Genomic DNA, 14,660 nt, shown 5'->3' on the forward strand with positions numbered 1-14,660 from the left:
GCCAATGGTTTAGTCACAGTTACTCATTAGACAGCGTTGACGTATCGTTCTGTTGTCGTTGCTGTGAATTCACTACCCTTAATTCAAACCACATGGCATTCAGGATAGAGAACGCACAAGCTAGACTCAAACCCAATATCCAAGAAAAGTACCACATAATACAGCCCTCGCAAATCAATAGGAATGGGGAGCGTTGTGCACGCGATCTGTTGTTACCTTGCCGCGCATCACGCTGTACACCCAACTGGTGTAAGCAATGATCATTGGTAAGAAAATGCAAGTGACCAACAGCATTACCCATAACGTCAAATGACTAGCCGACGCATCGTAAATAGTCAGCCCCGCATCAGGCTGCGATGACGATGGCAACAAGAAAGGAAACAGCGCGAAGCCAAAGGTTAATACCACCGCGATGACCGAGACTGACGAGCAGAATACGGCGAACAGCGAACCACGCGACACCAGCACGATGGCGACCAACGCGGCCAAGACGGCAATCATCGGTGCCAACCACATCCAGCTGTAAAGGCTAAAGTTCAGCATCCAACCGCCGGCTTGAGTGACTTCTACTGTTTTGCTCAGTGGGTTAGAGAACGCACCTGGCTCAATAGCGGAAGTCAGCACTTGTCCTTCCAGACCTGTAGCTACCCATACGCCCGCAGCGATAAAGAGCGCCAACATCAATAAACCCGTGATTTTTGCACTACGTACAGCACGCTTAGCCACAGCGCCTTCAGTCTTCCACGACAATACTACCGCCCCTTGGAAGGCCAGCAACAAAATACTCACCACACCGGTTAGCAGTGCAAATGGGGTGAACAAGCCAAAGAAACTACCGGTGTACAGCGGACGCAAAGTTTCAGGATCAAAACCGAAAGGCACGCCTAGCAGCACATTACCAATCGCCACACCAAACACCAGTGCAGAGACCACGCCACTTAAGCACCAAATCGTATCCCAGCGATTACGCCATTGGGCCGATTCCATTTTGCTGCGGTATTTAATCGCGACCGGACGCACAATCAGCGCCACCAACAGCAGGAGCATGGCTAAGTAAAAGCCCGAGAAAGCCATCGCATACAACACTGGCCAGGCAGCAAAAATCGCACCGCCCCCCAAGATCAACCACACTTGGTTGCCTTCCCAGACGGGGCCAATCACGTTGTACAACACACGTTTCTCATCGTCGCTTTTAGCCACGACGGGCAACAACATCGCCACACCTATATCGGCACCATCCATCACCGCGAACAGTGCCAGTAACACGCCTAGCAATAACCACCAAATAATGCGCAGCGTATCGTAATCAAGCAAAATAAATGAATCCATGGTATTTCCCCTTATTACTCTGCGCCTAACACACTGTGGGTAGGTGTAAGCGATACATTGGGCTCAGGGCTCTGCTCATCAGGTCCCTTGCGAATGGAATGCAGCATGACCTTAATTCCAATCACGGCCAACGTTGTGTAGAGGCCCATAAACACAGCCATACTGATCACCAGATCGGTCACACTTAAGCCCGAAGCGGCATAGTAAGTCGGCAATACACCTTCAATAATCCATGGCTGACGACCGAACTCGGCCACAAACCAACCGCACTCAATCGCGATCCATGGCAACGGAATGGTCCACAACGCCACTTTAAGAAAGCGTTTGCTATGGGTAATACGGTCTTTGGAGGCCAAGAAGAAAGCCACAGCAAAGAAAGCAATAAAGTAAAAGCCCAATGCCACCATGACCCTGAAGGTCCAGAACAAGGGGGCCACTTGAGGAACGGTATCCCATGCGGCTTGCGCAATTTGTTCATCCGTCACGTCGCTCATATCGCTCACATGACGTTTGAGCAGCAAGGCGTAACCCAGATCTTGCCAGTGTGCATCAAACACGGCGCGAGCTTCGCTGTCGGTTTTGTCCGCACGTACTTTCTGCAGTGCATCGTAGGCCAACAAACCATTGCGTATACGCACTTGTGCATGCTCTACCAAATCATTAATGCCCGCCATTTCTGTGCTCAATGAACGCGTGCCGATAATACCCATTGCCCAGGGGATATCTAGCTCAATCAGGTTTTCGCGTTTTTCTTGGTCAGGAATCGCAAACAGCTTGAAGCTTGCAGGTGCAGGCTCGGTTTCCCACATTGCTTCCATCGCCGCCACTTTCATTTGTTGGTGCTCGGTAGTCAGGTAACCACTTTCATCACCCAATACCACAACGGATAGCGACGCAGCCAAACCAAAGCTGGCTGCTACGGTTAGGGAGCGACGTGCTATTTCTATATGGCGACCGCGCAATACATACCATGCACTTACACCCACCACAAAGGCAGCACCCAACACATAGCCCGAGCTCACGGTGTGCACAAACTTAGCTTGTGCCACAGGGTTAAACAGCACATCGGCAAAGTTGGTCATCTCCATACGCATGGTTTCTGGGTTGAAGATAGCACCCACAGGGTTTTGCATCCAACCATTCGCAATCAGAATCCACAGCGCCGAAAAGTTTGCACCAAAAGCCACTAGCCACGTCACCACCAAGTGGCTCACTTTAGATAGCCTGTCCCAACCAAAGAAGAACAGACCTACAAAGGTTGCTTCCAGAAAAAAGGCCATCAGTCCTTCAATGGCCAACGGTGCACCAAAAATGTCACCTACGTAATGACTGTAGTAAGCCCAGTTCATTCCGAACTGAAACTCCATCACTACCCCGGTCCCTACCCCTAGCGCAAAGTTGATACCAAACAACTTGCCCCAGAACATCGTCATGCGCCGCCAAATAGCGTTGCCCGTCATGACATACACGCTCTCCATAATGGCAAGCAGGAACGATAGCCCCAAGGTTAAGGGAACAAACAGGAAGTGAAACATTGCGGTAGAGGCAAACTGCCACCTCGACAATGACACCACGTCTAAATCAATCATGTTGATCTCCGGATAACTTCACACTTTTTCGGACCTTGCCCACTAGGCCCAATACCTTTTGCACCTTGGAGCCTAGTTTCATCAGGCTCTGCAAGGTCTCTGGCGGCAAGTCCTGCACTTCATCAAACCAGCCCGTAGCTAGTTCTATCAGCTCTAACATTGCCGCAATTCGTTGATGTTCGTACTCTTCCCGCGCGTCCTCTGGTTGCTCCATCAATATGGAACGTAATAATGTCAGCGTAGGGTCTATTTCCCGTTTGCGCTTTTCCTCTACCAGACGGCGGAAAATTTCCCACACATCTTTAGGGGACTCAAAGTAGTCTCTGCGATCCCCTACTTTGTGGCTGAGTAACACCAACCGCCAAGACTGCAGCTCGTGAAGACTCATGCTCACGTTTGATCGTGAAATTTTTAGTGTTTCTGCAATTTCCTCTGCGTGCAGAGGTTCCGGAGACAAGAACAGCAGTGCATAGATCTGCCCAACGGTGCGGTTTACTCCCCAACGTCCTCCCATCTCACCAAAGTGCAAAATAAAACGTTCGGCTTGTGGGTCTAAGATCATCAACTGCTCCTGAAGTTTCAGTAATTACTGAAATTGCGATAATGAACGAATCATAGTCCTATCGCATTCTCTATTCAAGTCTCAAGCTTTACTCATTACTCTCCGCAAGCGAGCAAAGACCGGCTAAAATACGCGATTAGAGTAGAGTTTTGCTATGAGAGCCTTCATCACACCGGATCCAAAACGCGTTATAGCTTCGGCCCAGCGCACATTCGACATTGAGACTCATGCTTTGCAAGAATTGCGAGGCAGGCTTAACGACAACCTAGTCAAAGCCGTTGGTTTGTTGCTTAACTGCAAAGGCCGAGTGGTGGTTACTGGGATCGGAAAATCAGGACATATTGCACGCAAAATCGCGGCAACCTTAGCCTCCACCGGTACGCCAGCATTCTTCATGCATGCTGCCGAAGCCCTGCATGGTGACTTAGGCATGATCACTGAAGACGACCTTGTGATCGCCCTATCTTATTCAGGCAAAGCGCAAGAGCTCATCACCGTACTGACGGTGACCCGACGCTTAGGCATTAAGCTCATTGCCATGACTGGTAACGACCAATCTGAGCTCGCACAAAGTGCCGACTTGCATCTAGACGTACATATAGAACAAGAAGCCTGCCCGCTAAACCTGGCTCCTACCACCAGCACTACAGCGTGCTTGGTACTGGGCGATGCCTTAGCGGTTGCGTGTTTAGAAGCTAGGGGCTTTAGCGCCGAAGACTTTGCGCGCTCTCACCCCGGTGGTGCATTAGGCAAACAATTGCTCACCTTTGTGCGCGATGTGATGCGCCAAGGCGACGCTTTACCTATAGTGCATACCGACACCCTCGTCACCGACGCGTTAGCTGAAATGTCAGCCAAAGGTATGGGCATGACCATTGTGGTGGATGCCCAGCGACATCCGGTAGGCATTTTTACGGACGGTGATTTGCGTAGGTTAATCGCCAAACAAGGTGATATACGTCAAGCCACAGTGACGGTAGGCATGACTCCCTCACCGCGCCAAATTTCCGCTAATGCACTGGCTATAGAAGCCGCCCGCATGATGGATGACAACCGTATTCATCAAGTACTTATTACAGACCAGCAAGGCCAACTATTGGGCGCGTTGCACATGCACGATTTGCTGGCAGCGAAGGTGATATAACATGTCCCAAAACACACCACTCACAGCACCACACCCTGTAGAAGCCCTAATTCTGGCTCGAGTAGATGCCGACCTACAGCAACGTCTAAAAGCCATACGCCTCATGGTATTTGACGTGGATGGTGTATTAACAGATGGCCGACTTTGGTATGGCGAACACGGCGAAGCCTTAAAAGCGTTTCATGCGCTGGACGGTTTAGGGCTGCGTTTACTTAAAGAAAATGGCGTGCACGTTGCATTGGTGACGGGCAGGCAAGGTGCCATTGTGGCGCGCCGTGCTGCTGACCTAGGCATTGCCGAAGTACACCAAGGCATCAGCGACAAACTACCCGTCATTCAAGAAATTGCCACCAAAATGGGGCTAAACCTTGCTGAAATAGGCTACATGGGCGATGACATCATTGATTTAGTGGCCATGCAGCGCGTAGGCTTTGCGGCCAGCGTGCCCAATGCCCCTGTCTATATTTCTCAAATAGCCCATTGGGTAGCGACACAAGAAGGCGGCTCAGGTGCGGTACGTGAATGCTGCGATTTGATTTTGGCCGCGCAAGGTAAGCTGGGAGCGTGTTTGCAACCCCGCACCTTTAATACTGCTGGCTCTATTCAGTAAGGCTGAATTTATGCGCGAAAAACTGCCCTCTCTGGTTGCCATGGTGCTGCTGCTTATTTTGGTAGCAGGCACATGGTGGGCGGCCGACTATACGCAGCGCTCTTTAGAAGTGGATCCGCCCCGCCGTTTTACGCACGAACCTGATTCGTGGGCACAAAACTTTATTTTGGTGCGTACAGACGAACAAGGCCGTGCCTTAAATCGTTTGGAAGGCAAGCACATGCTGCACTACCCAGACGACGACTCCTACGAGATCACCAGTGCCCGTGCCGTCAGCAACCAAGCCGATTCGCCCATTATTATTGCCACCTCGAACACCGCCATCATGGATCAAGACGGCAGCCGCATCACACTGATTGGTGATGCCCATGCTCAGCGCTTACCAGATGCCGAGCGCAAGCCATTAGATGTACGCAGTGAAGTCTTAGTCATTCTGCCTGACGAAGACGTGGTACACACTGAAGAACCCGCTTTGGTGGTGAACGGTAACTCCACCATGCGAGGCAAGGGCATGCGCTACAACAACACCACACGCCAACTTGAGGTGTTTTCCGCCTCAGATGTCAAAATATCTGGTCAAGACCGACAAGAACGTCAGTCTTCCTCCAACCCATGAAGCCCCCTATGACTCCTGCACTTTCTACTGTTACGCTACGTCGCTCGCGCCCTCTGCTCTGGTGTGCGGGAATCGTACTAGCACTGGGTAACACATTGGCTGCGGCACAAAGTACGCCCCCAGCAGAAGAACCTGACACCCTGATTTTGTCTGACACGCTGCATTACGACGACATCAAGCGCGAAAGTATCTTTGTGGGTAACGTCACCATGACGCGTGGCAATCTCACTTTATCGTCAGATCGTTTGGCCATGCGCGAAGATGCCGATGGCTTCCAGTTTGGTACCGCCACTGTAGAACAAGCAGACCGCGTACATTTACGCCAAGAAAAACCAGAAAAATTTGAAAACATCAAAGCCGAAAGCTTGCGTGCCGAATACGACGGTAAAGCCAAGCAACTGATTCTTATTGGGCAAGCCGTGGTCACCCGTTATGTCTGTGGCCAACCACAAGACAACATTCGCGGTGAGCGCATTGTGTACCACCAAGACACCGACACGTACGAAGCCTTTGGCGGCCCACAATCAGCAGGCCCTAACCAACGAGTACGCTCCGTTACCCGTCACCGCTCTAAATCAGATGCTGCTCTAGCCGACTGCACACGTCGCTCGCCTGCCGCCGCTTCGGCCACTGCCAAACCCTAAGACACATCATGGAAACCACCGCTTCTACTTCCAATCAGCCTAAGGGCCAACTGGTCGCTACCGGCCTAAGCAAAACCTACGGTAAGCGTACTGTAGTGAAAGATGTGTCCATCACCGTGAACAGCGGTGAGGTGGTAGGCCTACTCGGACCTAACGGCGCAGGTAAAACCACCAGTTTCTACATGATTGTAGGCATTGTGGCTGCTGACCGTGGCCGTATAGATATTGACGACACCCCTATCGCTAGCCTGCCTATGCATAAGCGTGCTCACTTGGGCTTGTCCTACTTGCCTCAAGACGCTTCGGTATTTAGACGCCTCACCGTAGAGCAAAATATTCGTGCCGTGCTAGAGCTGCAAATTGATCGCCAAACCGGCAAGCGTTTTAGCGCTGCTCAGATCAAAGAACAACTAGAGCGCTTAATTGACGAACTACAAATTGGTCACATCCGCACCAACACAGCACTATCGTTGTCTGGTGGGGAACGCCGACGCGTAGAGATTGCCCGCGCTTTAGCCACCCAACCTCGTTTTATTCTGTTGGATGAACCCTTTGCTGGTGTGGATCCTATTGCTGTGATCGAAATTCAGCGCATTGTGCAGTACTTACGCTCGCGACAAATTGGCGTACTGATTACGGACCATAATGTGCGTGAAACCCTAGGCATCTGTGATCGCGCTTACATCATTAGCGATGGCACAGTGCTCACCAGCGGCCACCCTGACGAAATCATTAACAACGAAGCAGTACGCCAAGTCTACTTGGGTCAGCACTTCAAAATGTAGGTACGGGAAAACACGGATTTTTGACCAGAATCATACTCAAGGGCTTTCATTTCTGTATACTGAAGTCATCAATAACAGATATGGAGAACACGACTTACCTACTGTCCTTCGCACACGTACGCTGTGCATATTGACCTCACAGGAGAGCTTTATATGAGTCTGAGCATTACCGGTCGCAACGTAGAAATCACTCCAGCCATCCGCGAATACGTGGAAAATAAAATTGGGCGCGTCGCCAAACATTTTGACAGCGTCATCGGCATTCAGGTCGTTCTTTCAGTTGAGCGCGTACAGCAAAAAGCAGAGGTTACCCTGCGTCTAGCAGGTAAAGACCTACATAGTGAAGCTGCCGAAGAATCCATGTATGCTGCCATCGACGTATTGGCTGACAAGGTTGAACGGCAAATCATCAAAGCCAAGGACAAAGTTGGTAATCACGCACATACGCCGCACAAGCGTATGGAATCCGCCTCACTGTAAAGGCGCTCGCGTCAGAGTTCCTCTATAATCAGTAGGCCTTACGCTGCTGTATCTACCTAGCCCCGTTACATGGGGCTTTATTATTCCCGCAGTTTCGTATTAAATGGCGCTTAACTCCAATTTATGTGACGGTGCTTACCCGCACTAGTCTCTGTACTGTAAATCATGAACTTACTGTCGCGAATTCTGCCTCCCTCAAATGTAGTACTGGACCTGGTAGCTACCAGTAAAAAGCGTGCATTTGAACAAGCAGGTTTGTTATTTGAAAACAATCAGGGCATTGCTCGTACGGTTGTTTTCCAAAGCCTTTTCTCACGTGAGCGCCTAGGCTCTACCGCGCTAGGCCATAACGTTGCTGTTCCGCATGGCCGCATCAAAGACTTAAAAGAGCCCTTAGCGGCTTTTGTTCGTTTAGCTGAACCCGTACGTTTTGATGCCTGCGATGGCCGCACTGCCAGCCTACTCTTTATTCTGCTCGTTCCCGAGAATGCAACTCAGGTGCACTTAGACTTGTTGGCCGAAATTGCCCGTCTAATGTCTGATCCAGACCTGCGCCACGCGCTGAACACAGAAACCGACCCGGCTGTCATCCACCAACTTCTTACCAGCCATGTGGACAAACCAGACCATGTTGACGATACAGGAACTTGTTAGCGATACCTCTGAACGTCTGAATTTCAAATGGCTGGCGGGTGAATTATCCGCCGCCCATATCCTACTGGATCCCGGCATGGCCGCTGCGGATCTACTAGGACACCTAAACCTGATACACCCCGCACGTATTCAGGTTTTTGGTCTGGAAGAACTGTCGTACTACCATCGCTTCGATGTTAAACGACGCCAGCATCATCTAGAAGAACTTGCACAAGGCGGCGTTCCCGCCATTATCATTGCCAGCAATGCACAGGCCCCTGAAGACTTGGTGAGTTTTTGCGCCCATCACCACGTTCCTTTATTGGCCTCACCGCTGGATGCTGCAGAAATTATTGATCTGCTGCGTGTGTACTTAAACAAACGCTTAGCGCCTAGCACCATCTTGCATGGTGTGTTCTTAGACGTTCTAGGCTTAGGTGTATTAATTACAGGTGAGTCTGGGCTGGGTAAAAGCGAGCTGGCACTAGAGCTTATCTCCCGTGGTCACGGCTTAGTCGCTGACGATGCGGTAGAAGTCTTCCGCACCGCGCCCAGCGTGATCGAGGGACAGTGCCCCGAATTACTGCAAAATCTGCTTGAAGTACGTGGGTTGGGCCTGCTAGACATACGCACCATCTTCGGCGAGACCTCGGTACGCCGAAAAATGAATTTAAAACTCATTGTGCATTTAATGCGAGCAAACCCTGCCGACTTCGAACGCCTGCCTATGCAAGACCGTACTCAGTCCATTTTGGGTGTGGATATCTTGCAAGTCATGCTACAAGTTGCAGCAGGTAGAAACTTGGCGGTACTGGTAGAAGCGGCTGTGCGAAACACTATCCTGAAAATTCGTGGCATAGACACCATGCGTGATTTTATTGAGCGTCAGGCCCAAGCCATACAGGAAAGCAGTCAACAGCGCGTAGTATAGAATTGGTATGATAGTTAGAGAGCCCGGTGTCATGCCGGCCTTTTTCCCTTCTGTATGTCGCTGATCATCCATGCTGAAAGTTGTACTTATCACCGGAATTTCTGGTTCAGGTAAATCCGTTGCCCTACGTTTACTCGAGGACACTGGCTACACCTGCGTCGATAATTTACCCGTTCCTTTTTTACAAGAGTTCATCACTCGATCTGTAGAAACGCAACTGGACCGCGTCGCTATTGCTATTGACGTGCGCGCCCCTGGCGATTTGAACAGCCTGCCCGGCATTCTCACGCAACTGCGCAATAGCGGCGTTGCAGTGCGAGTCATTTTTCTGGATGCCAACGACCATACGCTAAAGCAGCGGTATTCTGAGTCTCGCCGACGTCACCCGCTCACTGACCGCTTACGCCAAGACAATCAAGCACCTTCTTTACAAGCGTGTATAGATGCTGAACGCCAGATGATGGCTGCTTTGCGCGAACAAGAACATGTGATTGACACCAGTGATCTGGCCCCCGGCCAGTTACGTGCTTGGGTGCGCGACTTAGTGCAAGCAGATCGCGCCCCCGTAGTACTGACCTTTGAGTCGTTTGCGTACAAGCGTGGCGTACCGGGTGATGCTGACTTAGTGTTTGATGTGCGCTGTTTACCAAACCCCCACTATGATGCCGAGCTGCGCCACCTCACAGGTCGCGACGAACCTGTGGCCCAATGGTTAGACCGTTTTGGTAGCGTACAAAACATGGTAGATGACATTGCTGGCTTTGTAGAACGCTGGCTACCTCTGTACATGCAAGACACGCGTAACTACCTGACGGTAGCCATCGGATGCACCGGTGGGCAACATAGATCGGTCTATGTGGTAGAGCAATTAGCCCGACGCTTCTCACACCACTCGCCGTTGTTAGTACGCCATCGCAATCAACCACCCATCAATCCGGTGCCATGATACGTAGCAAACTCTTCTTCGTTCTTTTACTTAGCGCCATCCTTGCAGGGTGCGGCACATCAGTCAAACGAGGCGGTGGTTATTACCAAGACGATGGCCCCGACGTTAACCCACCCAAAAATCTACAATCCATTCCCAACGCCGAACCCCGCATTGAGCGCTATGCCCCCGCCAATATGCGTCCTTATACGGTAATGGGCAAGCAATACGTACCCTTAACCGACGGCAAGCCTTTTAGACAAACCGGCACCGCCTCGTGGTATGGCAAGAAATTTCACGGGCGAAAAACAGCGAATGGCGAGATCTACGACATGTACGCCATGACCGCAGCCCACCCCACTCTCCCTCTGCCCAGCTATGCCAAAGTGACACGCCCCCAAACCGGGCAAAGCATCATTGTGCGCATCAACGACAGGGGTCCCTTTCATGGTGGTCGTATTATTGACCTCTCTTACGTGGCTGCCACCAAACTTGGTTTGATTGGGCCTGGCAGTGGTGCCGTAATCGTAGAAGCCATTACTCACGACGAGATACGCTCGGGCTCCTATGCTCAAGCTAGCCCTACCCCTGTTACGGTACAAAGCCCAGCCACACTGCAGCCGGTTGATAACGGCGTTCAGTCTGGTAGCACTGGTGGCACCTTAACCACTATCAGCAACAGCAGCAGTGGCATTCCGCAAGTGTATTTGCAGTTTGGGGCCTTTGCCGCACAACAAAGTGCGAGCTCCTTAGTGGAGCACCTGAACCAAAAAATCAGCAGCATAGAGTTTCGCGAGGCGCATGTGGCCCCTACTAATGATTTGTACCGTGTACAAATAGGCCCTTATGACAGCCGCAGTGAGGCCCTAGAAGCCGGCCGTCGCATAGAGCAAGAGACCGGCATCGTATCCAGCTTGGCCATACGTTAGTGGCTTTGCTCTTTGAGCTGCAACGCACACTCATACAGCGCATCGCGTTTATACGAGCTGGCTTGGCCTGCTAGCTTCACCACATCTTTCACAGACAACTGCGTCAGCAGTACTCGCATCCATTGCTGAGTCACCTCATCAATGTCTGTTTCAGCCTGTGCGGCCACCTGCACGGTTGCATGCACCACCAACACAAACTCGCCTTGTTCGTGATGACTATCTGAATCTAGCCACGCCTCTACCTCACCCAACGCCAAGGTATGTACCTGCTCAAAACGCTTGGTGAGTTCACGCGCCACGCTTACCTGCTTATCTGGTCCATAGACTTCCAACATATCCAGCAACGTCGCACGTAAACGATGCGGCCCTTCAAACATCAATACCGGGCCATCAAACCGCTCCCACTGCTGCAACCATTTACGTCTAGCCATGGATTTAGACGGCACGAACCCAGCAAACGCAAACGCAGGGTTTTCATCCGTGGTCACACCCGTAGCCATCAACGCCGTAATCACCGCTGACGGACCAGGCAATGGCAACACCCTAAAGCCCGCCTCGCGTACCTTACGCACAATGCGTGAGCCTGGATCACTGACGGCAGGAGCACCAGCATCGGACACTAATGCCACACGCTGACCTGCCTCTAGCTTAGCCACAATCTGCTGTGCCGCTTGTTCTTCATTATGACGGTGTGCCGCCATTAAGGGCGTATCCACCCCCCATGCTTGCAGAAGTGGGCGCGTAGAGCGCGTATCTTCGGCAGCAATCACATCACAACGTCGCAATGCCTGCCACGCGCGCAGACTCATGTCGGTTAAGTTACCTATAGGGGTAGCCACCACGTACAGACAAGCCTGTGGCCATGACTGTTCTTCTGTACGTTGCAACAGACTCTGAACTGTCACACCCATACTCTGTTCTACCTTGTTCTCATCCATACTAGGTTCTTACCTTTTCACATTATTGATCACCATGAGCCAGCCTCTTTCGCCCACCGCTCTGGCACGTCTTGCCCAACGTCGTCTGCTTAAGAAGCGACCTGCTCGTGTGGCAACGCAAGCGCAACGTCGTACATTCTCGCCTACTCAGCGCTTAGGTAGGCATTACGAGCAGCAAGCGGCACGCTTTCTGCAAGCACATAACCTGCACATACTGGCCCAAAATCAGCACACACCTTTTGGCGAGATAGACCTTATCGCCACGGATCACCACACCTTAATTTTCGTGGAGGTACGTTACCGCCAGCACCAGCTCTTTGACGGCGCAGTCGCCAGTGTAAACCGAAGCAAGCAACAACGTATCCGCCTATCAGCCCGCTTTTTGCTTTCCCATCTATGTCGCCAACATTTTGAGGGAAAACTGCCCTCATGCCGTTTTGATGTCATCGCCTTTCACAACGCTGAACCGCACTGGATTCGTCATGCTTTTACATAAGGTTGCGATTTTTTGCACTTTCACGCTATAACCGGTAGAAACCGCCCCCACTCTATACGTGGGCATCCCCCATTATGCAGACATAAGTGTCATAATCGTGGGAACCAGTGCTACGGCATTCACCTCAATTCTTGATCATGCGATAATCAACATCATGGATCTGATCGCTAAAATGACCCAGCACTTCGACGACTCTGCCGAAGCGCTTTACCTCAGTGCCCAGGAGCTCACCGAGCCACTGGCTGCCTCTGTAGAACTTTTATTTGCCACGCTCACGAATAACGGCAAAGCACTTGCCTGCGGCAATGGTGGCTCGGCGGCTGACGCCCAGCACTTTATTGCTGAATTGGTAGGTCGTTTTGAACGTGATCGCCTGCCCCTAGCAGGTATTGCCCTCAATACCGATACCTCCATCCTTACAGCGGTGGGTAACGATTACGGTTTTGATGCTGTCTTCGAGCGCCAAGTGGCTGCTTTAGGACAAACCGGCGATATTCTGATTGCTATCTCTACCAGCGGTAACTCAGAAAACGTCATGCGTGCCATTCAGGTCGCCCATGAGCGTGATCTGGTCGTGATTGCCCTTACCGGTAAAGGTGGTGGCAAAATCGGTAAAATGTTGCGTGACACCGATATTCACCTGTGTGTTCCCCATGAACGCACCATGCGTATACAAGAAGTACACATGCTCATGCTGCATGCCATGTGTGACGGTATTGATGCGCTCCTACTCGGAGATGTTGAATAATGCTTTTTTCTGTTCGTACTACCCGCCTCTCTCTTATTGCGCTAGGTTTAGCAGGTAGCATCGCACTTAGTGGGTGTGCTGCTATTGCCGTAGGTGGCGTTGCTGCGACAACGGCAACTGTCGCAACCGACAGACGTACAGCCGGAGAACAGGTGGATGACCAGACCATCGAGATGAAAGCGGGTGCAGAAGCCCGTAAACTGGTTGGCGAACAGGATGCACGCATCAACACCAACTCTTATGCTGGCCACCTGCTGTTGGTAGGTGATGTACCTACCGAAGAAATGCGCCAGCAAGTAGAAAGCAACGTTGGCAAAATCCCTAAAGTACGCAAGGTGTATAACCACTTGCGCGTGGGTGACGTCACGTCATTAAGTGTACGCTCTAACGACAGTTGGATCACCACCAAGGTACGCACTGCACTCATCAACACCAAAGAAGTACCTAGCCGCACCATCAGTGTGACGACAGAGCGTGGTGTGGTGTATTTGCAGGGTAAGGTCACCACCACCGAAGGTGAGCGCGCTGCCTTAGCGGCCGCGGGTGTGGAAGGCGTAAACAAGGTAGTAAAACTGTTTGAGTACGTAAGCCCCGCAAGCGTACAGCAAGAGCAGAACCAAAACAGCTCAACCGTGTCTAATACGGGGAATAACACCTCCCCTCCACCTGCCTCATCCTCTTTGGATAATGGCCCTGAAGCGATACCGGTTCAATGAGCAAGCTGTTTTCCTTACTCTCTAAATTCATGCTAATTGGTGCACTGGGTTTTCTGGCTGCCTGCGGCGACGCCGAGTCAGATTCCAGCACCAAAGCACCTGATGTCACGTTTCACAGCCTAGAAGGCGAAGACATCAGTATGGCGTCATTGCAAGGTAAAGTAGTACTGGTGAAATTTTGGGCTACAGACTGCACTACCTGTGTTGCCCAAATGCCTGACACTAGCCAATACGCCCGCGACTACGCCGATAAAGGTTTTGAAGTTATTGGCGTAGCCATGAAGCACGATCCTGAAGAGTACGTGCGCAACTTTACCAGTTCGCGCCAACTCCCTTTCACGGTTGCCCGTGATGCCGATGGTAGTATTGCGAAGGCTTTCGGCGATGTACGACTCACGCCTACCGCCTTCCTCATTGACAAGCAAGGGAACATACTGCGCCGTTATGTGGGAAATTACGACAAGCAAACCTTCATCAATACCCTTGAAAAAGCACTTGCCAGTTAAAATTTTCGTCATTTGGTAGTACAGTATTCATTCAGACCCCGGGAAGCGTTTAGCGCCCGGGTTTTCTTTCATCTTTGCA

The 14,660-nt window shown here is 51.3% G+C and carries 18 protein-coding genes and 1 pseudogene; 14 read left to right on the forward strand and 5 right to left on the reverse strand.

Translation table 11 applies throughout. The annotated features are described in order from the left end of the window. Window positions 1-76: 76 nt before the first annotated feature. The 4 genes and pseudogenes from cydX to GY634_RS04385 all read right to left on the reverse strand — a co-directional run. Window positions 77-157, reverse strand: a pseudogene (cydX, locus tag GY634_RS17425) (cytochrome bd-I oxidase subunit CydX); the annotation flags it as partial. Between the two features lie 17 nt (window positions 158-174). Continuing rightward, window positions 175-1,329: a cytochrome d ubiquinol oxidase subunit II gene (gene cydB / locus GY634_RS04375; RefSeq protein ID WP_166407362.1), complete on the reverse strand. Its 1,155-nt coding sequence runs from the start codon at window positions 1,327-1,329 to the stop codon at window positions 175-177. A gap of 14 nt (window positions 1,330-1,343) precedes the next feature. Further along, window positions 1,344-2,918, reverse strand: a complete 1,575-nt coding sequence (locus GY634_RS04380) for a cytochrome ubiquinol oxidase subunit I (protein WP_166407363.1) — start codon at window positions 2,916-2,918, stop codon at window positions 1,344-1,346. Next, window positions 2,911-3,480, reverse strand: coding sequence for a GbsR/MarR family transcriptional regulator (locus tag GY634_RS04385; RefSeq protein WP_166407364.1), 570 nt, complete (start codon window positions 3,478-3,480; stop codon window positions 2,911-2,913). Before GY634_RS04385 ends, GY634_RS04380 begins: the two co-directional genes overlap by 8 nt. Window positions 3,481-3,634: 154 nt before the next feature. Here GY634_RS04385 and GY634_RS04390 point away from each other — a divergent pair, with 154 nt between their 5' ends. The 10 genes from GY634_RS04390 (at window position 3,635) to GY634_RS04435 (ending at window position 11,177) form a co-directional block, all read left to right on the forward strand. Continuing rightward, a complete protein-coding gene (locus GY634_RS04390; protein ID WP_166407365.1) occupies window positions 3,635-4,624 on the forward strand; it encodes a KpsF/GutQ family sugar-phosphate isomerase in 990 nt (329 codons plus the stop codon). Between the two features lies 1 nt (window position 4,625). Further along, on the forward strand, window positions 4,626-5,234 hold the full coding sequence (locus GY634_RS04395; RefSeq protein ID WP_166407366.1) for a KdsC family phosphatase: 609 nt from the start codon (window positions 4,626-4,628) through the stop codon (window positions 5,232-5,234). A 10-nt stretch (window positions 5,235-5,244) separates the two neighbouring features. Next, window positions 5,245-5,850 (forward strand): LPS export ABC transporter periplasmic protein LptC, encoded by a 606-nt coding sequence (lptC, locus tag GY634_RS04400; RefSeq protein ID WP_166407367.1) that lies wholly within the window; start codon window positions 5,245-5,247, stop codon window positions 5,848-5,850. Between the two features lie 8 nt (window positions 5,851-5,858). After that, on the forward strand, window positions 5,859-6,494 hold the full coding sequence (gene lptA, locus GY634_RS04405) for a lipopolysaccharide transport periplasmic protein LptA (RefSeq protein ID WP_166407368.1): 636 nt from the start codon (window positions 5,859-5,861) through the stop codon (window positions 6,492-6,494). 8 nt (window positions 6,495-6,502) lie between these two features. Beyond that, window positions 6,503-7,279, forward strand: a complete 777-nt coding sequence (lptB, locus tag GY634_RS04410) for an LPS export ABC transporter ATP-binding protein (protein ID WP_166407369.1) — start codon at window positions 6,503-6,505, stop codon at window positions 7,277-7,279. A gap of 153 nt (window positions 7,280-7,432) precedes the next feature. Further along, a complete protein-coding gene (gene hpf / locus GY634_RS04415) occupies window positions 7,433-7,759 on the forward strand; it encodes a ribosome hibernation-promoting factor, HPF/YfiA family (RefSeq protein ID WP_166407370.1) in 327 nt (108 codons plus the stop codon). A 165-nt stretch (window positions 7,760-7,924) separates the two neighbouring features. Further along, a complete protein-coding gene (locus GY634_RS04420) occupies window positions 7,925-8,413 on the forward strand; it encodes a PTS sugar transporter subunit IIA (protein ID WP_166407371.1) in 489 nt (162 codons plus the stop codon). After that, window positions 8,388-9,323 (forward strand): HPr(Ser) kinase/phosphatase, encoded by a 936-nt coding sequence (gene hprK, locus GY634_RS04425; RefSeq protein WP_166407372.1) that lies wholly within the window; start codon window positions 8,388-8,390, stop codon window positions 9,321-9,323. The genes GY634_RS04420 and hprK overlap by 26 nt, the downstream gene beginning before the upstream one ends. 70 nt (window positions 9,324-9,393) lie before the next feature. After that, on the forward strand, window positions 9,394-10,269 hold the full coding sequence (gene rapZ / locus GY634_RS04430; protein ID WP_166407373.1) for an RNase adapter RapZ: 876 nt from the start codon (window positions 9,394-9,396) through the stop codon (window positions 10,267-10,269). Continuing rightward, complete coding sequence (locus tag GY634_RS04435) at window positions 10,266-11,177, forward strand: septal ring lytic transglycosylase RlpA family protein (RefSeq protein WP_166407374.1); 912 nt, start codon at window positions 10,266-10,268, stop codon at window positions 11,175-11,177. The genes rapZ and GY634_RS04435 overlap by 4 nt, the downstream gene beginning before the upstream one ends. Here the strand turns inward: GY634_RS04435 and rsmI are convergent. Next, window positions 11,174-12,115, reverse strand: a complete 942-nt coding sequence (gene rsmI / locus GY634_RS04440; RefSeq protein ID WP_166407375.1) for a 16S rRNA (cytidine(1402)-2'-O)-methyltransferase — start codon at window positions 12,113-12,115, stop codon at window positions 11,174-11,176. The two genes, GY634_RS04435 and rsmI, sit on opposite strands and share 4 nt — an antisense overlap. 34 nt (window positions 12,116-12,149) lie before the next feature. Between rsmI and GY634_RS04445 the strand changes: the two genes are divergently transcribed. The 4 genes from GY634_RS04445 (at window position 12,150) to GY634_RS04460 (ending at window position 14,581) form a co-directional block, all read left to right on the forward strand. Then, the gene (locus GY634_RS04445) at window positions 12,150-12,611 is read left to right on the forward strand and encodes a YraN family protein (protein WP_166407376.1); all 462 of its coding nucleotides are present in this window, start codon (window positions 12,150-12,152) and stop codon (window positions 12,609-12,611) included. 154 nt (window positions 12,612-12,765) lie between these two features. Continuing rightward, the gene (locus tag GY634_RS04450; RefSeq protein ID WP_166407377.1) at window positions 12,766-13,359 is read left to right on the forward strand and encodes a phosphoheptose isomerase; all 594 of its coding nucleotides are present in this window, start codon (window positions 12,766-12,768) and stop codon (window positions 13,357-13,359) included. Continuing rightward, window positions 13,359-14,075: a BON domain-containing protein gene (locus GY634_RS04455; protein WP_166407378.1), complete on the forward strand. Its 717-nt coding sequence runs from the start codon at window positions 13,359-13,361 to the stop codon at window positions 14,073-14,075. The genes GY634_RS04450 and GY634_RS04455 overlap by 1 nt, the downstream gene beginning before the upstream one ends. Continuing rightward, window positions 14,072-14,581 (forward strand): peroxiredoxin family protein, encoded by a 510-nt coding sequence (locus tag GY634_RS04460; protein WP_242683600.1) that lies wholly within the window; start codon window positions 14,072-14,074, stop codon window positions 14,579-14,581. Before GY634_RS04455 ends, GY634_RS04460 begins: the two co-directional genes overlap by 4 nt. The last annotated feature ends 79 nt before the right edge of the window (window positions 14,582-14,660 follow it).

The organism is Paenalcaligenes suwonensis, assembly GCF_011290505.1.
GTDB lineage: Bacteria > Pseudomonadota > Gammaproteobacteria > Burkholderiales > Burkholderiaceae_B > Paenalcaligenes > Paenalcaligenes suwonensis.

Bases quoted from the DNA above. Each gene is read 5' to 3' on its own strand.
- GY634_RS04460 (WP_242683600.1), top strand. From the start codon at position 14,072: ATGAGCAAGCTGTTTTCCTTACTCTCTAAATTCATGCTAATTGGTGCA.
- GY634_RS04445 (WP_166407376.1), top strand. From the start codon at position 12,150: ATGAGCCAGCCTCTTTCGCCCACCGCTCTGGCACGTCTTGCCCAACGT.
- hpf (WP_166407370.1), top strand. From the start codon at position 7,433: ATGAGTCTGAGCATTACCGGTCGCAACGTAGAAATCACTCCAGCCATC.
- GY634_RS04395 (WP_166407366.1), top strand. From the start codon at position 4,626: ATGTCCCAAAACACACCACTCACAGCACCACACCCTGTAGAAGCCCTA.
- GY634_RS04420 (WP_166407371.1), top strand. From the start codon at position 7,925: ATGAACTTACTGTCGCGAATTCTGCCTCCCTCAAATGTAGTACTGGAC.
- cydB (WP_166407362.1), bottom strand. From the start codon at position 1,329: ATGGATTCATTTATTTTGCTTGATTACGATACGCTGCGCATTATTTGG.
- lptB (WP_166407369.1), top strand. From the start codon at position 6,503: ATGGAAACCACCGCTTCTACTTCCAATCAGCCTAAGGGCCAACTGGTC.
- GY634_RS04455 (WP_166407378.1), top strand. From the start codon at position 13,359: ATGCTTTTTTCTGTTCGTACTACCCGCCTCTCTCTTATTGCGCTAGGT.
- GY634_RS04385 (WP_166407364.1), bottom strand. From the start codon at position 3,480: ATGATCTTAGACCCACAAGCCGAACGTTTTATTTTGCACTTTGGTGAG.
- GY634_RS04450 (WP_166407377.1), top strand. From the start codon at position 12,766: ATGGATCTGATCGCTAAAATGACCCAGCACTTCGACGACTCTGCCGAA.
- rapZ (WP_166407373.1), top strand. From the start codon at position 9,394: ATGCTGAAAGTTGTACTTATCACCGGAATTTCTGGTTCAGGTAAATCC.
- rsmI (WP_166407375.1), bottom strand. From the start codon at position 12,115: ATGGATGAGAACAAGGTAGAACAGAGTATGGGTGTGACAGTTCAGAGT.
- GY634_RS04390 (WP_166407365.1), top strand. From the start codon at position 3,635: ATGAGAGCCTTCATCACACCGGATCCAAAACGCGTTATAGCTTCGGCC.
- lptC (WP_166407367.1), top strand. From the start codon at position 5,245: ATGCGCGAAAAACTGCCCTCTCTGGTTGCCATGGTGCTGCTGCTTATT.
- GY634_RS04380 (WP_166407363.1), bottom strand. From the start codon at position 2,918: ATGATTGATTTAGACGTGGTGTCATTGTCGAGGTGGCAGTTTGCCTCT.
- hprK (WP_166407372.1), top strand. From the start codon at position 8,388: ATGTTGACGATACAGGAACTTGTTAGCGATACCTCTGAACGTCTGAAT.
- GY634_RS04435 (WP_166407374.1), top strand. From the start codon at position 10,266: ATGATACGTAGCAAACTCTTCTTCGTTCTTTTACTTAGCGCCATCCTT.
- lptA (WP_166407368.1), top strand. From the start codon at position 5,859: ATGACTCCTGCACTTTCTACTGTTACGCTACGTCGCTCGCGCCCTCTG.